Raw genomic sequence first — 17,023 nt, 5'->3', positions numbered from 1 at the left:
CCCTTTATCCTTCTTTTCTCACGATTTCATTTGCTTCAAGACTTAAGGCCTTCTCCAAATTCACCAATACAAGCAAACGTTTTTCAATTTTTGCGACACCGCTGATATATTCAGAAGCTAAATGACCGACAACTTCCGGCTGAGGCTCAATGCTCTCGACAGGAATGTCAAGCACATCATTGGCTGAATCGACAATCAACCCTACTTCGATGTCATCAAGGACAACAATGATGATCCTCGTTGAATCGTTATATTCAACCTCTTCAAAACCGAAACGGACTCTTAAATCAATAATGGGGGTAATCACACCCCTTAAATTAATCACACCTTTAACAAATGGAACGGCCTTGGGCACCCTTGTTATATGCAAAAGTTTTTCTATTCCACTTACTTTATCCACCGGAATCGCATATTCTTTGTCTTTGATTTGAAACACGATTACTTTTATATCTTGAACAGGACTTGTGGTCGACATTCAATTACCCTCCTCTTTTTACCCCTCAACCATATCTACTGTTCATCCATTGACCCTTGTTTCCAAAGGGTCTCCAGTAATCAAATGGTAGGAAGGATTGTAGCGAATCTATATATTAAAATGGTCAGTGAATCAATGCATTGCAATCGACAATCAAGGCTACTTGGCCATCGCCTAAAATAGTAGCTCCAGATATGGCAAATGCAGTCGATAAATAATTACCTAATGACTTCAAGACGATTTCAAGTTGCCCTATAAAGGAATCCACTACAAGTCCCGCCATTTTTTCGCCTTTCCTGACTATAACGATTGAAAGAAACTCTTCTTCTTCGTTTTGTACGGGCACTTCAAAAATGTCCTTTAGGAACAGGAGTGGCAGCACTTTTCCTCTAAAGTCGATCACTTGTTGATTATGGGCATTCATAATATCTTCTTTTCTTATAATGGCTGTCTCTATAATAGAAGAAAGAGGGATTGCATATTTCTCCTGTTGAATTTCAACTAACATGACGGAAATGATAGATAACGTCAAAGGAAGTTGTATGAGAAAAATGGACCCTTCATTCTCCTTAGAGTCGATTGTTACCGATCCGCCCAGTGATTCTATTGTGTTCTTCACGACATCCAAACCTACGCCACGGCCAGATACATCCGAAATGGTATCGGCTGTGGAGAAACCTGAAGCGAAAATCAATTCATAAATTTGCTTATCCGATAGTGTTGCGGCGGTCTCCTTCGTTAGTATTCCATTGGAAAGGGCTTTACTTAAAACCCGTTCTTTATTAATACCAGCTCCATCATCTTCAATTTCAATGAACACATGGTTACCGCTATGATAGGCCTTTAATAGAATCTTCCCTACTTCATTTTTCCCCATAGAAAGACGCTTTTCAGGTGTCTCCACTCCATGATCCATCGCGTTTCTTAATAAATGAACGAGTGGGTCGCCAATTTCATCAATGACCGTTCGGTCCAATTCAGTTTCAGCGCCGATAATCTCTAAATCTACTTTTTTATTTAAATCCCTCGCTAATTGGCGTACCATTTTCGGAAAACGGTTGAATACCGTTTCGACAGGAACCATGCGCATGTTCAACACAATCGTTTGCAAATCGCTTGTTACGCGAGACATTCTTTCCACAGTTTCGTGCAGTTCCTGGTTATCCAAATCGCTTGAAATTTGATCTAACCTTCCTCTATCGATAACTAGTTCTTCAAATAAGTTCATTAATATATCTAGCCGCTCGATATTTACCCGAATGGTCTTGCTTGGAGCATGCTTGACCGCTTTTTTTGTTTCTTTAGCCTCATTGATTGAAGGTGACTGGTCCGTACCTTCCTGAGGCTTTTTATCGGCCGCTTTTTTTTCCTCTTTAATATTTGCAGCATGACGTAGTTCTTCCAGATTTAGGGCTGTTATTTCGACGACATCCACTTCTGAAACCTTCATGATTTTTTTCTTGGTCTCTTCAATCGATTCATTGGTCACCAATGTAACCGTGAATTTCTGATCAAATTGTTCTTCCTCCAAAAGTTCAGCGGGTGGATTCGATTTTATCACCTCACCTGACTTTTCAAGAACTTCAAACACCATAAACACTCTTGCAGCTTTTAAAAGGCAGTCGTCACGTAAGCTGATTGAAATTTCATAGCTTTTAAATCCTTGTTCCTTGGATTGCTGCAAAACAGTCATTTCGAATTCGTCATATTCGCCCATCGTTGCTTGTTCCATTGTTTCTAGAACGGGAGATGCTGCTGCCGTTTCATTAATTGTAGGGATAACCAGTGATTCACCTTTTTCGATTTGTTGCAATTTTTGCACCACGTTCGTCACATCACGTTTGCCATCTCCGCCTTCAGCAATCGACATGACAATTGCTTCTAGGTCATCCACCGCCAAGAATATTACGTCGAACAGTTCAGGAGTTAGGATAATTTTGCTGTTCCGGATCGCGTCTAGAACATTTTCCATTTTATGGGTCAAATTAGCTAAATCCTCATAGCCCATTGTAGCCGACATACCTTTTAAAGTATGTGCGGAACGAAAAATCTCATTGACTATCGAAAGATCCTCCGGGTTCTTCTCAAGTACCAACAGCTGTTCACTACACGTTTGAAGATGTTCTTTACTTTCTTCAATAAATACCTCTAAATACTGATTCATATCCATACAATCTCCACCCCCGTATGTTAGCAATAGCCAATTATGGCTTTTGCTATTTTATCTACATCCTCTATGCTATCTATTAAATTGGTAGCAATTGCCGCTTTTGGCATTCCAAAGACAATTGACGTCTCCTGTGACTCTGCTATTGCCTTTAAGGGACCAGTTCTTTTCAACTTGGTAAGTCCGCTTGAACCATCCATCCCCATTCCAGTCATGACAACAGCTATTTTTGCAAATTCCGCTATTTCACTTACTGATTCGAAAAGCACATCCACCGAAGGACGGTGCCCATTTCGCTGCTCGGATTGATCCAATTCTACCGCAAGACTCAAACCAACTTTTTTCACTTTGAAATGGAAGCCCCCCGGAGCGATATAAGCTACTCCTTTTTGAATCAACTCCCCATCTTCCGCTTCCTTTACCCGTATCCTCGATAATGAATTGAGCCTATCGGCTAAGGATTTCGTGAAGCTGGGAGGCATATGCTGGACAATCAAAATAGGGGCATCGATATTTTCCGGGAGACCCGTCAATACTGTCTGCAAAGCCCTTGGTCCTCCTGTCGATGTACCAATAACTACAATCTTTTTATTCCCATGGAACCATTTTTTCATATCATTAACAATATCGTTAATTTCTTTTGATTCTATTTTACTATATTTTTTCCAGTCTGATGGGTTTCTTTCAACATTTATCGCACTTTTTTGTAGTTTGTGAACATTTGCAAAGCTGGCTGCCATAACTTTCTCACATAGTTCTTCCTTAATTTTATGCAAATCCAGTGAGATAGCCCCTGAAGGCTTAGCAATAAAGTCAATGGCGCCACTCTGCATGGCGATACATGTACTTTCCGTCCCTTCCTTCGTCGTGCTTGATAGCATGACCACTGCTGTCGGACATTCTTCCATAATCCGGTTTAACGCTTCTAATCCATCCATAACCGGCATTTCAACATCCAAGGTGACGACATCCGGTTTCAGCGATTTTATTTTTAATAAAGCATCTTTACCGTTCCTGGCCGTACCAATGATTTCCATTCTATTATCTTCTGCTAAAAGTTCAGAAATCAGCTTCCTCATAAACGCGGAATCATCCACTATCAACACTTTAACCTTTTCCATATAAGGAAACCTACTTTCCAAGAAAATATCGTTTCATATTTTGCAGGAAATTACTTTTTTGTATAATTGATTCTTCACCAAAGCCATGATTTACATATCTAGATACAATCTCGATTAGAGATTTGGAAACAGCCGCATCAGGATAAGAAAGGATAAAAGGAATTTGCTTGGAAACCGCTTTGGAAACGGATCTATCATCGGGGAGATATCCAAGTGTAACCATCTCCGCTCCAAGGAATTTTCTCAGGGCATTTTGAAGTCTGATCATCGTTTCTTTCCCTTCCTTCTTCGTGAACACTCTATTGCAAACGAGAAAAAATGGAATCTCATCATTTACTGAATGAATGTATTTCATCGTAGAGTAAGCATCCATCACAGAAGTCGGTTCTGGGGTTGTGATAATGATTAACTCATCCACACACAAAAGGAATTTTGCGGAATCCTGTGTGATACCTGCCCCCATATCAAACAATATATAATCATAACTCTCTAGCAGAGAACCAAATTCATCAGTAAAACGTGCATATTTATCTTCATCTAAAGTAAAAAGGTGGGTCAGCCCCGTTCCACCTGTTATTACGGAAATTTGTTCCGGTCCTGTGGTCATAATCTCTTTCAAGCTTAGACCATCTTCAAAAAAATCAACGATGCTATATGGAGAATGCTGCCCAAATAAGATATCTATATTACCCATTCCAATATCCATATCGAACAACAATACCTTTTTTCCCAGTTTCGACAAGGAAATGGCAAAGTTCAAAGAAAAGTTGGATTTACCGACTCCACCTTTTCCACTCAAGATGGCAAGTGTCTTGGCCATTGAATGGTTTTTTTGCAATTCCAGTCTCCTTCTTAGGTTTTCAGCTTGATCTTTCATAATCTTTAGCTCCAAGAACCATCTTCAATAAATTGGATGAAGTTGCTTTTTCAATATCATCTGGCACATTTTGTCCATTTGTTATATAAGCTACCCCCAATTTATGAGTGTGAATAAAATTAAAGATCGAACCAAAAGTAGACGTTTCATCCGCTTTCGTAAAAATGACCTGCTTAATCGGAATCTTCGTGAACTGTCGATAAATATCCTCCATGTCCTTTTGCTTCGAAGTCAATGAAAGCACTAAGTACGTTTCCATCTCATCTGTGAAGTGGATGATTTCCCCTAGGTCTTTAACATACTGCGGATTGCGAAAATTCCTTCCAGCTGTATCGATAAACACATAATCGTAATGAGAAAAGCGTTCTGTGGCTTTTTTGAAATCTTCCAAGTTATAAGCCACTTCGATTGGAACGTTTAGAATCTTTGCATATGTCTTCAACTGATCGATAGCAGCTATCCTATACGTGTCGGTTGTAATGAAAGCTACCTTCTTATCATGCTTCAGTATGGTCTCTGCTGCTACCTTAGCTAAAGTTGTTGTCTTGCCGACACCTGTCGGACCTACAATATTAATATATTTCTTCTGCAGGCCGGGCCTTCCATTCGGTACCTGATCCACTAGTTTACACAAAGATGCTTCTAGCCAGTTTTTAATCTCTTCATCAGTAGAATCCGCTTTAGTAGCAAACCATTTATCAAGGAGCTCGTCCATGATTTGTGAGCGGATAACTGTATCGACATCCTGTTCGATAAGATACTCATAAACTTGTTGTAATTTCTCCGGATAATGGGCGTGTGATGGGATTTGTATATTTCTTATCATCCCTTTTAACCCCTCAATTTCCTTTACCAGTTCAACATCTCCCCGGTTGATTTGTTTTGATGCAACCTGTTCATTGTTTTTCGCTATAGTACTCTCAAGTGCCGGTTTTACAGGCAGCTTTTTCTCTTTTTGTTTAGTTACGGGTTGGGCGGGCTGTGAAACGGGATCGATGGCAGCCATGACTTCAATATTCCTTTTCTTGAACAACCCTAGAAAACCACCCGTGAATACCGCTTTCGAACTTAAAATGACCGCTTCACTGCCTAACTCTTGTCGTATCTGCTTCATGGCTTCAGACATGGAAGGTGCCATATATTTCTTTACTCTCAATCAATATTCACCACCCCTACACTTTGTACTTCTACATTTGATTCGAGTTCATTGTATGAAAGAATCGGTACATTGGGAAAATAACGTTCTGTCAATTGTCGAGCGTACATACGTACAGCTGGGGAGCAAAGCACAATCGGTTGATGATCCATCAAAGTCAGCTCCTCCAATTTACTGGCAATCGCCTCTAGTATCGACTGGGATACAGTAGGATCGAGCGATAAAAAGTTACCATGTTCAGTTTGTTGTACCGCATCTGCAATCGCCTTCTCCACTTTTCCCGATAAAGTGATGACTTTTATCCGGTTTTCTCCTGAAATAAAGGAGTTCGTAATTTGCCTTGCTAAATTCTGCCTTACATATTCAGTGAGCAAATCGGTATCAGTAGATAACTTTCCATAATCAGCAAGCGTTTCAAAAATGATTGGTAAGTTCCTTATCGAAACTTTTTCTTTCAATAGTTTTGCCAATACCTTTTGGACATCCCCAATCGATAATGGATTCGGGGTGACCTCCTCGACGAGAATCGGCGATGTTTCTCGTAGATGATCGATTAATTGTTTCGTTTCCTGCCTGCCCAAAAGTTCATGAGCATTAGCTTTGATAACTTCCGTTAAATGCGTGGAAACCACACTCGGAGGATCCACCACGGTATAGCCCATCATTTCCGCATGCTCTTTCATGTCTTCCGTAATCCATTTAGCAGGCAGACCGAATGACGGTTCAACCGTATCGATTCCTTCTATTGTATCGTCCTCTATGCCAGGACTCATGGCTAAATAGTGGTTCAAAAGTAATTCTCCGTTGGCAATTTCACTTCCCTTGATCTTCAAGCGATACTCATTAGGATTCAACTGGATATTATCCCGAATCCGAACCACTGGGATGATCAAACCCATTTCGATTGCCAGCTGTCTGCGAATCATGACAACCCGATCGAGAAGGTCTCCTCCCTGATTCGTATCGGCAAGGGGGATTAGTCCATAGCCAAACTCAAATTCAATGGGGTCGACACTCAAAAGGTTCACGACGCTTTCAGGACTTTTCATTTCGTCCGTTTCCAATACTTCTTCCATCTCCTGGATTTCATTTTCATCAGGTTGTGGTGTTTTGGAAATGACATATCCACCCAGAACCAACAAAGCGGCAATCGGCATTGTGAATACATCCGATATGGGGGTGAATAATCCCAGGAGGAAAATTGTTGCTGCAGTCAAGTACAGCATTTTAGGAAATTGAAATAACTGCTCAACGATATCCGCACCTAAATTTCCATTAGATGCCGCACGAGTCACGACAATCCCTGTAGCCGTTGAAATCAGTAATGCCGGCACTTGGCTGACGATTCCATCGCCCACCGATAACATGGAAAAATGGACGGCTGATTCGCCAAAGCTCATGTCCAATTGCATGACACCGATGATCATCCCAAAAATCAAGTTGATGATGACAATGATGATACCTGCAATAGCATCACCTTTTACGAACTTGCTCGCCCCGTCCATGGATCCATAGAAATCGGCTTCGTTGCTGATTTTTTCTCGCCTTGTGCGTGCTTCGCCTTCAGATATCATCCCAGCGTTCAAATCCGCGTCAATGGCCATCTGTTTCCCAGGCATCGCATCCAGCGTAAACCTTGCCGCTACTTCAGATACCCTTTCGGACCCTTTCGTGATGACAATGAAATTGATGATGACCAAGATTATAAATACCACTAAACCGACAAGCACATTCCCTCCAACCACAAAGGAGCCAAAGGTTTCAACGACACCGCCAGCATCTCCATACGTCAAAATGGCACGAGTCGTGGACACATTCAAACCGAGTCTGAATAGTGTTAATAATAAGAGAAGCGACGGAAAGATTGAAAACTCAAGCGGCTCTTTCATATTCATCGTAGTCAATAGAACCAACAGCGCAAGAGATATATTTAAAAGAAGTAAGATACTTAATAACCAAGTTGGTAATGGTATGACCAACATGGCGACAATCATGATGACACTCGATATAACAACCAAATCTCTTGCTCGCATGTTTTTCTCTCCTAACTAACAGGTAACAATCTACCTTTTAAAGCTTGCCTTTCGTTTTATATACAAAGGCCAGTATTTCAGCGACTGCCTTAAAAAACTCTTCCGGTATCGCTTGTCCCACTTCGGCTTGATCATATAACGATCTTGCCAAAGGCCGATTTTCCACCATGACGACATCATTTTCTTTCGCGATATATTTAATCTTCTGAGCAACAAAATCCACACCCTTCGCCACGACAAAGGGAGCTTCCGCTTCATTTTCATCATATTTTAGAGCAATGGCAAAATGCGTGGGGTTTGTAATGACAACGTCCGCATTCGGCACTTCCTGCATCATTCTCTGGGCAGCCATCTGACGTTGCTTTTGCCTGATCTTAGATTTAATGAGCGGGTCGCCTTCAGAATTTTTATATTCATCCTTAATATCTTGCTTAGACATCCGGATGTTTTTTTCAAAGTCATATTTTTGATACATATAGTCCAATAGTGCAATGAACAATAAAGCCACGGCAGCATAATACCCTACTTTAATCGTAATATCCGCCAATGTTGCCATTGCATCTGCCACAGATATCTGTGATAAAATCATGATCTCTTCCATACGGTTCCAAAGTACATAAAAAGCAACAAAACCAACAAATGATATTTTAAGAATGGATTTCAATAATTCAACAATTGCCCTCATGGAAAAAATTCGTTTAAACCCTTTAATGGGGTCCAGCTTTTCGAGCTTGAACTGAATTGATTCCGTAGAAAACATAAAACCGATTTGCATCACATTGGCCAAAATCCCTGCTACCACTGCTGCCAGAAAAACAGGACCCAAAACAAGTCCCATCTCTACAAGAATTTCGAGCAAAATGACTTGCATCCCCTCTTCACTGAAATCAGCCATCGTGAAGTTCTGTAGGTATTTCTTCATAAGGGAGAGTAAATGATTGTACATATAGGGTCCCATCAACAGCAACACTGAGAATACAGTGATTAAATTAACTGAGGTGTTGACATCCTGGCTTTTGGCAACTTGCCCTTTTTTCTTTGAATCCTGACGTTTTTTGGGGGTTGCCTTTTCCGTTTTTTCACCAGCGAAAAACTGTAAATCCAGTTGTATCCATTCCATTGTCATAAGCCCCCGATCAGCTGCATTAACTGACGCATCGTCAGGAGCATGAAGTTAAATAACTGTGACACAACCGTCATCATCATTCCCATGACTATGATGACAATCGCTAAACCCACGATGATTTTCACAGGGATGCCGACAACAAAAACATTTAGTTGAGGAACGGTCCTTGCTAGGATACCAAGCGTGACATCCACTAAAAATATGCTCCCCACAACTGGGATCGCCATTTGAAAGGCAATCATAAATGCTTTACTAAACGCCTTGGCCAAGTACTCTATTATTGTTTGGTCGCCGAACGGGACAAACAATTGGTCAATCGGGATAAATTGATAGCTATAAAAGATTCCATCCAGTAGTAAATGATGACCATTGGTGCTTAATAGAAACAATAGAGCTATCGTGTATAAATATTGACCCATCAAGGGACTTTGTGCTCCTGTTTGCGGATCGATGACATTCGCTATTGAAAAGCCGAGTTGAAAATCGATTAACCCACCGGCAATTTGGACCGCAGACAAAATCATATAAGCAGCAAACCCAATGAAAAGTCCTACAAGTGCTTCCTTCATGATCAATAAATAAAATGTCACATCCAAATCCAGAACTGGGGCATCGATGGTATAGTACATGATCCAAGCCAGGAAAACCCCCAACCCGATTCTGTGCTGTATCGGAATTGATCGATACGAAAAAATCGGCATGGCCACGAAAAAGGTGGTAACCCTGACTACTATTAATAAAAAAGCAGGAAAGTAAGGGAATATTTCCTCCATGCCCTAACCTACAAATCGATTCAAATTACCGAATATATCATTTGCGTATGATAATAGATGACTGAGCATCCATGGGGCCAATAAAATAAGCGCCAATAAAACAGCCACAATTTTCGGAACGAAGGCCAATGTTTGCTCCTGAATCTGAGTGGTTGCCTGAAAGATACTTACTAATAACCCGACCACAAGAGCTATCAACATCAACGGACCCGCAATAATCAACACCATATAAATCCCTTTTTCTGCTACATCAATCACATAATCTGCACTCATCTTTTCTCACCTGCTTAAAAACTCTGTAATAATGACTTCACTACTAAATACCAACCATCAACAAGAATGAAGAGAAGGATCTTGAATGGGAGGGAAATCATGACCGGCGGTAACATCATCATCCCCATTGACATCAGGACGCTGGCAATAACCATATCTATCACTAAAAATGGAATGAAAATCATGAATCCTATTTGAAAGGCCGTTTTAATTTCACTGATTGCAAATGCTGGAACAAAAGCAGTCAAGGGGATATCCTGTATCGTTTTTGGCTGTTCTACCTGGGCATAGTCAAGAAATAAGGCCAGGTCTTTCTGTCTCGTATGAGCGCTCATAAATTCCTTAAAAGGAATCGCTGCTTGCTCATACGCCTCTTCCAAATCAATTTCTTCATTAAATAAAGGAGTCAATGCCTTCTCATTCACTTCCTGGAAAGTGGGAGCCATGATGAAAAAAGTCATGAAAAGAGCCAAGCCGACCAGTACCTGGTTCGGCGGCATCTGTTGCGTCGCCAGCGAAGTCCTGACAAAACTGAGTACGATGATGATCCTCGTAAAACACGTCATTAAAATCAATATACTAGGAGCAAGAGATAAAACGGTTAGCAAAAGAACTAACTTGACGGAAGTAGAGACGCTAGTGGGATCACTGTTGTTAAAGAACTCCATGAACTCATTCATTCTTTGTCTCTTCCTTTCCTATCAAGTTCTTTTAACAGCTTCTTCCTGCTTTTAGACATTTTCTCGAGCTGATTTTTGAACTCCGAGGAAAAACTATTAGTCTCTGTTTCATCCTTTTTCAGCCATTTGCCTTTCATTTTTGCCACAAGATCTCTTGGCTGGATCATCTGGTCCATTTTCCCATTGTAATCTTCTATCAGCTGTTCATATTCTTTTGGATCATCTATTTCCTTTAAAAGTTGGATGTTTTCACCAACCCCTACGACTAGAATCCTTCCTCCGACTTTTACAAGCTGTACGGATCGGTTTGCCCCAAGACTCGTACCTCCCAGATTCTCAACCGAATTGGCTTTTTGATACGTTTTGCTTTTCTTTCCTACAAATCTTAAAACTATATAGAGCAGCACGACCACAAAAATGGTCGCAAGAATCATCCTGAGGAACTCCCATCCAGTAATCCCCACTTTTTCAGGATTCGTTGCTTCATCGGTAGATTGGGAATCGGTAGAAAGGGATTCTTTTGATTTATCAGTTTTATCCGTTTTTGAATTTTCTGGCTCAAAAAAATTCTTTACTGTGTCATCCTGATCTTGTGCATGGGCCTGAATGGCCCCGCAAAACACAATGAGTAGCGCTAATGAAACTTGAAGCCATTTTTTTAAAGCAAACAATATGAAGACACCCTCTTAGTTAGCTTAGTGCTTTATTTATGGCTTCCAATACGCGATCCGCTTGGAACGGTTTTACAATGAAATCTTTGGCTCCCGCTTGAATGGCATCAATGACCATCGCTTGTTGGCCCATTGCAGAGCACATGATGACCTTGGCTTGAGGATTTACCTTTTTAATTTCCTTTAATGCGGTAATTCCATCCATTTCAGGCATCGTTATATCCATCGTTACAAGATCCGGGTGCGTTTCTTTATATTTCTCAACTGCTTGGGCTCCATCTGCCGCTTCTCCGACAATCTCAAAGCCATTTTTAGAAAGGATGTCCTTGATCATCATTCTCATAAATGCTGCATCGTCTACAATTAATATTCTATTTGCCATTTTGTTTCTTCCCCCAAATTTTATCTAATTTTTTTTAATCGGTCGCTCTGACTCATAATATCAGTAACTCGAACTCCAAAGTTTTCATCAATGACAACAACTTCACCCTTTGCGATTAACCGGCTGTTTACAAGAATATCAACAGGTTCCCCAGCCAGTTTATCCAATTCAATGATAGAACCGGATGACAACTCCAGGATTTCCTTGACCGAACGCTTTGTCCTGCCAAGCTCTACCGTTACTTGAAGTGGAATGTCCATCAGCATGCTGAGGTTCTTCGTTTCCGATTCTTGAAGTTGATAAGGCTGAAAACTTGTGAAACTAGCTGGTTGGATATTTACAGGCTTACCATTGGATGCACTTGGTGAACCAAAATGCTGAGGTTCATTAGGCATTTGATAAGTCTGTTGTTGTGCCTGATAAGGCATTTGTCCATATGGATCATGGACTGATTGGTTCGTAATGGGCATCTGTGATTGAACAGTCGCTTGTGTCGGAATGCTCTGCGGCTGATTTTTGGCCACCTGTTCTATCGTTTTTGGAATTTCGGCAGGTTCACTATCTCCGGTACCATTCAATAGTTCATCGACCAATCCCTTAGCGAACTCTAAAGGCAATAACTGCATGATGCTTGAATCAATTAAATCACCGACGCGCAACCGGAACGAAATTTTTGCAAATAGATCTTCGTTCGGGATGGCGTCCTCGCCTTCGCCGTTCAAAAAATTGAGTAAATCTATGCTAGGTGGAGAAATATCAACCTTTTTGCTGAAAATGGTCGACATTGACGTAGCGGCGGACCCCATCATTTGATTCATTGCTTCCTGGACCGCGCTTAATTGGATTTCACCTAGCATATCCGAAGGACTTAATCCATCACCACCCAACATCAAATCGGCGATGATGGCTGCATCACTTTGCTTGATAACAAGCATATTGATACCGGAAAAACCCTCCGTATACCTTACTTGGATGGCCACATATGGCTGTGGAAACTCCTCTGCTATCTTACCCTTTTCAATGATGGTAACAGTCGGAGTCGTGATATCCACCTTTTGGTTCAATAAGGTAGATAATGCAGTTGCTGAGCTTCCGAAAGAGATATTCCCGATTTCACCGAGTGCATCCAGTTCCATTGCTGATAAATAATCAGCAATGGGAAGCGAGCTTACCCCTTCATCTGTATCATCTGTACCTTTTAAAAGGGCATCTATTTCGTCTTGTGAAAGCATTTCGTCACTTACCATCTTCGTCTCCCCCTTTCAAAATATCAAGAATCTGGATGGCATGTTTTTTACCTACTTTGCCTGGCTGCCCACTATATTTTGGAATTCCTCCAACTTTAATTAATAAAGGTTGATCGATTGCCTGATTTAAATCGATAACATCACCTACATCAAGAAGCAGAAAATCCTGTATGGTAATATCAGTGGTTCCAAGCTCGGATATAATCGGGAGGTCTGAATTCCTGATACGCGTTTCCAAGACCTTGATTTCCTCAGGCAGTCTTTCTTTTTGGGACGTTTCCATCCAGTAATGAGCAGATAACTTTGGTATGATTGGTTCTAATACGACGTGCGGTATACATATATTGATCATTCCACTTGTTTCACCAATCTGGGTATTCAACGAAATGACCACCACTGTGTCATTGGGTGAAACTAGCTGTAAGAACTGCGGATTCACTTCGAATTCCGTCATCACCGGTTCGATTTCGACAATCGTCTCCCAGGCTTCCTGTAAATTCTCAAAAGCCTTCTCAAAGAGGTTTGACATGATTTTCGTTTCGATTTCCGTTAGACTGTCAACTTTATTTGCACTGACGCCCCTGCCGCCCAACACCCGGTCCATCATGGAGTACGCAATATTCGGGTTGACCTCCAGTATAATGCGACCATCCAAGGGTGGGACCTCGAATACATTCAAAATCGTCATTTTTGGGATGGACCGTATAAATTCTTCATAAGGGATTTGGTCAGCGGAAGCGACCGAAATTTGAACATAGGTTCTTAGCTGCGCTGAAAAGTAGGTTGTCAATAACCTTGCGAAATTGTCATGGATGCGTGTCAAACTCCTGATTTGGTCTTTCGAGAACCGGAGCGCTCTCTTGAAGTCGTACACTTTCACCCTTTTTTCTATTTCTTCTTTCTTTAAATCGTCTGCATCCATTTCTCCTGTAGAAATCGCTGATAGTAGTGCATCAATTTCATTTTGCGATAATATTTCCCCGGACATTAGCATTCACCTCCAAAACTTCCCCTTCTTATTTAATGAAGTCAGGATGTTCTTATTGAAGGATCGAGGAGGTTATATAAACCTTTTCAACTTTTCCTTCTTCCATTAATTCATTAATTTTAGTCTGTAATGTATTCTGAAGTTTTTCCTTGCCCTTTTTACCTGTCAAATCTGTTGCCTTCATTTCGGAAAGCTCGGTTATAATGATATTTTTCACTTGAAAATTCCTTTTTTCCAGTTCTTCCTTAGCCTTTTTACTATCTGTCTGGACCATAAACGATATTTTAATATAATCATTGCCCGCTAGATTCGTCGTAATCTCCGGAATTTCTACGGAAGATTTAACGATTTCATCTATACTAGGCTTGTCCTCTGCCGATGTGGGGTCAGATAACTTCGTAACAACCACTACTGCTATGACGCCAACCAGGGTTATCGCCACTAGCATAATCAAAATAATCGTCAATAGCTTTTTTTTCATACGCTTCCCTCCCCATCTTTTTGAAATCCAAGAACGTTAACGGAACGGTAAAATTGAATGATAGCCTGAATCAAATCCTCTTCTTTCTCAAGCACGACAATCTTCTTGCCATTTGTAAAAGTAATGGTCGTATCCGGCAGGGATTCGACCGTATCTATGTACAATGCATTAATATGAAATCTTTTGCCATTCAGCCTTGTCACTTTAATAATAATATGTAGGAGCCAGAGCAAATCAGCACCTGGCTCCTCCCTCCCTTAACCTATCGTTTTAAGTTAACCAGTTCTTGCAGGATTTCATCAGACGTGGTGATGATACGTGAATTAGATTGGAAACCACGCTGAGCAACAATCATCTCCGTAAACTCTTCGGATAAATCGACATTGGACATTTCAAGTGAACCTGGAGCAATTGATCCTCGACCTTCCCCTGCGACACCTATATTTGCCGTTCCTGAGTTTATCGATTCCTGGAATGTGCTTCCTCCAGATTTAGTTAAACCGGAAGCATTCGAAAACTTAGCAATTGCCAATTGGCCCAGTGTTATAATTTTCCCATTTGAATATATCCCATTAATCTCACCTGAAGCGCCAAAGTTAAAGCTTTCTAGTTTCCCCTCTTTATTTCCATTTGGATTGACGAGGGCCGTTGTGGTTCCTGCAACTTGGGTAAGGTCTGAGAAAACATAATCTATGGTAGCATCTTTTTTATTACCAGATGTGTACTTACCGGCGTTATCAAAAGCAAGCGTAGTTAATTTCCCTGTACCTGTACCAGCAATAGCTGGAGGTTCCTGGTCTATAAATACATCCCATGATCCAGTAGTTGCGTTTGGTTCAGATGTTTTTTGAAAATACATTGTTTTCGTTTGCTCCTGGCCCTTATCATCAATCACTTTGATTTGCTGGCTAAATACGGAACCTTTAATAGCGTCTGCTGCAAGATTTTCACTCACGGTTACTGTAGTAGTTTTTACTGCCGGTAAAACGGCATTAACGTTTACTGCCACATCTCCGATAGTATTTGAAGTATTTCCCTTTGCATCAACCTTGTAGGCCTGTACTTTTGACCCGCTTGAGTTTACAAGCGTACCATTGTCATCCAAATAGAAGTTTCCTGCACGTGTATACGATAAGGTATCTCCTTGCTTAACGACGAAATAACCGTCACCAGAAACAGCCAAGTCAAGATCACGTCCAGTAGTTTGCAAGCTTGATTGACTATGAATCGTGTCTATCGTCGCGATGGTAGACCCTAAACCTACTTGTTTAGCATTGGTCCCCCCTCTATTTTCCGTTGCAGCACTTGCCCCTGATATTGTTTGGTTCATCGTATCACTGAAAGTAACACGGCTTTTCTTAAAACCATACGTATTTACATTAGCCACATTATTCCCGATGACATCCAATTTTGTTTGTAAGTTTTTCAACCCACTAATTCCTGAGTACATTGAACGAAGCATATTAAACGTTCCCCTTTCATATTAGCGACTGCTTCTGTCATTCCACAGTCTAGGCTTCCTATACTAGGACCGGCCCGTTAATCCAGTAATATGGTTCCATTGATATTCGTGAAAACTTGAGACGATGCTTCCTCTCGGTCCATGACTGTGATAACTTTGTTATTTTTCGTGCTGACTACGAGCGCCGCATTATCGGTGATGATGAGTGACTCTGTCACTCCCATCTTTTTGGCCTCATTGGCTTTATCGGCAATTCGGCTCCACATTTGCGGATTTATTTCTATTTTTCTTTGATTCATCCGCATTTGGGCATGTTTACTGATTGTCAATTTCTCAACGGCCGTTACTGCTGTTTGAAAGTGCTGTTGAAATCCTTGCTGGGCCGTTTGCCTTTTTCTCAAGGGTGTTTTCATCAGTGGTATCGCTTGAGCGGAATTAGTTTGAAAATCTAGTTTATTCATCGTTCCGCTCCTTAAGCGCCAGCTATTTTTATCAATTGCTCTCTTGATAATTTTGTGCCTGCTTCATCATTCACTTCGATTTGCAACTTACCATTACTCATTGATACGGAAGACACGATGGCCGACTGCTCACCGTTTTTCTCATCATTCCAGGTGACACTTTTTCCAATCAGTTCACTTGCTGTCGTCAGGCTATTTGAGCCTGTTCCCGTCTGCTTCATGGCTGAAATATTCGCCGGTTCAAGTTTAGTTCCATCTTCTAAAAGGAAATAAACTTTATCTCCTTTAAATTGAATTGAATCCACGATTCCTGTTCCTTCTTCAATTGCAAGGTTCTCATCACCCTCGTCAAGTTTATGCCATGTCACTTCTTTACCAACAAAGGAGTTATAGTTCATCAAACTATTTTGCTGATTGGATGCAAGCAACTCGTCCATTTTAGTTCCGATATTCATCATCTGTTCTAAAGATGAAAAAGTCGCCATTTGGGCTATGAACTCCGAGTTGTCCATCGGGCTTGAAGGGTCTTGATTTTGCAGTTGAGTAAGCAACAACTTCAGGAAATCATCTTTTCCTAGATTATCCCCCGTTTTTCTTGTTTCGGTTTGATAGTTTGATAACATGAGTGATGTATCAATCGTCGTCATTTC

General features: G+C 41.0%; 19 protein-coding genes. All 19 read right to left on the bottom strand.

Annotated features, from left to right (window positions below; all coding sequences use genetic code 11):
• Window positions 1-4: 4 nt before the first annotated feature.
• Entirely contained in the window at window positions 5-475 is a 471-nt protein-coding gene (locus tag ACQKIC_RS10160) for a chemotaxis protein CheW (protein WP_402956335.1), read from the bottom strand.
• A gap of 124 nt (window positions 476-599) precedes the next feature.
• On the bottom strand, window positions 600-2,645 hold the full coding sequence (locus tag ACQKIC_RS10155) for a chemotaxis protein CheW (protein ID WP_427591127.1): 2,046 nt from the start codon (window positions 2,643-2,645) through the stop codon (window positions 600-602).
• A gap of 20 nt (window positions 2,646-2,665) precedes the next feature.
• The gene (locus ACQKIC_RS10150) at window positions 2,666-3,763 is read right to left on the bottom strand and encodes a protein-glutamate methylesterase/protein-glutamine glutaminase (protein WP_427591125.1); all 1,098 of its coding nucleotides are present in this window, start codon (window positions 3,761-3,763) and stop codon (window positions 2,666-2,668) included.
• A gap of 10 nt (window positions 3,764-3,773) precedes the next feature.
• Window positions 3,774-4,640, bottom strand: coding sequence for a MinD/ParA family protein (locus ACQKIC_RS10145; protein ID WP_427591123.1), 867 nt, complete (start codon window positions 4,638-4,640; stop codon window positions 3,774-3,776).
• The gene (gene flhF / locus ACQKIC_RS10140) at window positions 4,624-5,796 is read right to left on the bottom strand and encodes a flagellar biosynthesis protein FlhF (protein WP_427591121.1); all 1,173 of its coding nucleotides are present in this window, start codon (window positions 5,794-5,796) and stop codon (window positions 4,624-4,626) included. The genes ACQKIC_RS10145 and flhF overlap by 17 nt, the downstream gene beginning before the upstream one ends.
• Window positions 5,793-7,829 carry a flagellar biosynthesis protein FlhA gene (gene flhA / locus ACQKIC_RS10135; protein WP_402868357.1) on the bottom strand — a complete coding sequence of 679 codons (2,037 nt, stop codon included), beginning with the start codon at window positions 7,827-7,829 and terminating at the stop codon, window positions 5,793-5,795. Before flhA ends, flhF begins: the two co-directional genes overlap by 4 nt.
• Before the next feature lie 37 nt (window positions 7,830-7,866).
• Window positions 7,867-8,949, bottom strand: coding sequence for a flagellar biosynthesis protein FlhB (gene flhB, locus ACQKIC_RS10130; protein WP_402868355.1), 1,083 nt, complete (start codon window positions 8,947-8,949; stop codon window positions 7,867-7,869).
• A gap of 2 nt (window positions 8,950-8,951) precedes the next feature.
• Complete coding sequence (gene fliR / locus ACQKIC_RS10125; RefSeq protein WP_402868354.1) at window positions 8,952-9,728, bottom strand: flagellar biosynthetic protein FliR; 777 nt, start codon at window positions 9,726-9,728, stop codon at window positions 8,952-8,954.
• A gap of 3 nt (window positions 9,729-9,731) precedes the next feature.
• The gene (gene fliQ, locus ACQKIC_RS10120; RefSeq protein ID WP_402868351.1) at window positions 9,732-10,001 is read right to left on the bottom strand and encodes a flagellar biosynthesis protein FliQ; all 270 of its coding nucleotides are present in this window, start codon (window positions 9,999-10,001) and stop codon (window positions 9,732-9,734) included.
• 14 nt (window positions 10,002-10,015) lie between these two features.
• Window positions 10,016-10,681 carry a flagellar type III secretion system pore protein FliP gene (gene fliP / locus ACQKIC_RS10115; protein ID WP_402868349.1) on the bottom strand — a complete coding sequence of 222 codons (666 nt, stop codon included), beginning with the start codon at window positions 10,679-10,681 and terminating at the stop codon, window positions 10,016-10,018.
• Window positions 10,678-11,352, bottom strand: coding sequence for a flagellar biosynthetic protein FliO (locus ACQKIC_RS10110; protein WP_427591118.1), 675 nt, complete (start codon window positions 11,350-11,352; stop codon window positions 10,678-10,680). Before ACQKIC_RS10110 ends, fliP begins: the two co-directional genes overlap by 4 nt.
• Before the next feature lie 19 nt (window positions 11,353-11,371).
• Window positions 11,372-11,734: a response regulator gene (locus ACQKIC_RS10105; RefSeq protein ID WP_063231856.1), complete on the bottom strand. Its 363-nt coding sequence runs from the start codon at window positions 11,732-11,734 to the stop codon at window positions 11,372-11,374.
• 20 nt (window positions 11,735-11,754) lie between these two features.
• Complete coding sequence (gene fliY, locus ACQKIC_RS10100) at window positions 11,755-12,981, bottom strand: flagellar motor switch phosphatase FliY (protein WP_427591117.1); 1,227 nt, start codon at window positions 12,979-12,981, stop codon at window positions 11,755-11,757.
• A complete protein-coding gene (fliM, locus tag ACQKIC_RS10095) occupies window positions 12,971-13,969 on the bottom strand; it encodes a flagellar motor switch protein FliM (protein ID WP_402868343.1) in 999 nt (332 codons plus the stop codon). Before fliM ends, fliY begins: the two co-directional genes overlap by 11 nt.
• A 52-nt stretch (window positions 13,970-14,021) precedes the next feature.
• On the bottom strand, window positions 14,022-14,450 hold the full coding sequence (gene fliL / locus ACQKIC_RS10090) for a flagellar basal body-associated protein FliL (protein ID WP_402868342.1): 429 nt from the start codon (window positions 14,448-14,450) through the stop codon (window positions 14,022-14,024).
• A complete protein-coding gene (locus tag ACQKIC_RS10085) occupies window positions 14,447-14,662 on the bottom strand; it encodes a flagellar FlbD family protein (RefSeq protein ID WP_402868573.1) in 216 nt (71 codons plus the stop codon). The genes fliL and ACQKIC_RS10085 overlap by 4 nt, the downstream gene beginning before the upstream one ends.
• 50 nt (window positions 14,663-14,712) lie before the next feature.
• On the bottom strand, window positions 14,713-15,912 hold the full coding sequence (gene flgF, locus ACQKIC_RS10080) for a flagellar basal-body rod protein FlgF (protein ID WP_427591115.1): 1,200 nt from the start codon (window positions 15,910-15,912) through the stop codon (window positions 14,713-14,715).
• Between the two features lie 77 nt (window positions 15,913-15,989).
• On the bottom strand, window positions 15,990-16,373 hold the full coding sequence (locus ACQKIC_RS10075) for a TIGR02530 family flagellar biosynthesis protein (protein ID WP_402956315.1): 384 nt from the start codon (window positions 16,371-16,373) through the stop codon (window positions 15,990-15,992).
• An 11-nt stretch (window positions 16,374-16,384) separates the two neighbouring features.
• Window positions 16,385-17,020 (bottom strand): flagellar hook assembly protein FlgD, encoded by a 636-nt coding sequence (gene flgD, locus ACQKIC_RS10070; protein WP_427591113.1) that lies wholly within the window; start codon window positions 17,018-17,020, stop codon window positions 16,385-16,387.
• Window positions 17,021-17,023: the final 3 nt, after the last annotated feature.

The organism is Peribacillus sp. NPDC046944 (assembly GCF_050272735.1).
Classification (GTDB): domain Bacteria; phylum Bacillota; class Bacilli; order Bacillales; family DSM-1321; genus Peribacillus.
This window is presented reverse-complemented; position numbering and strand designations above follow the sequence as displayed.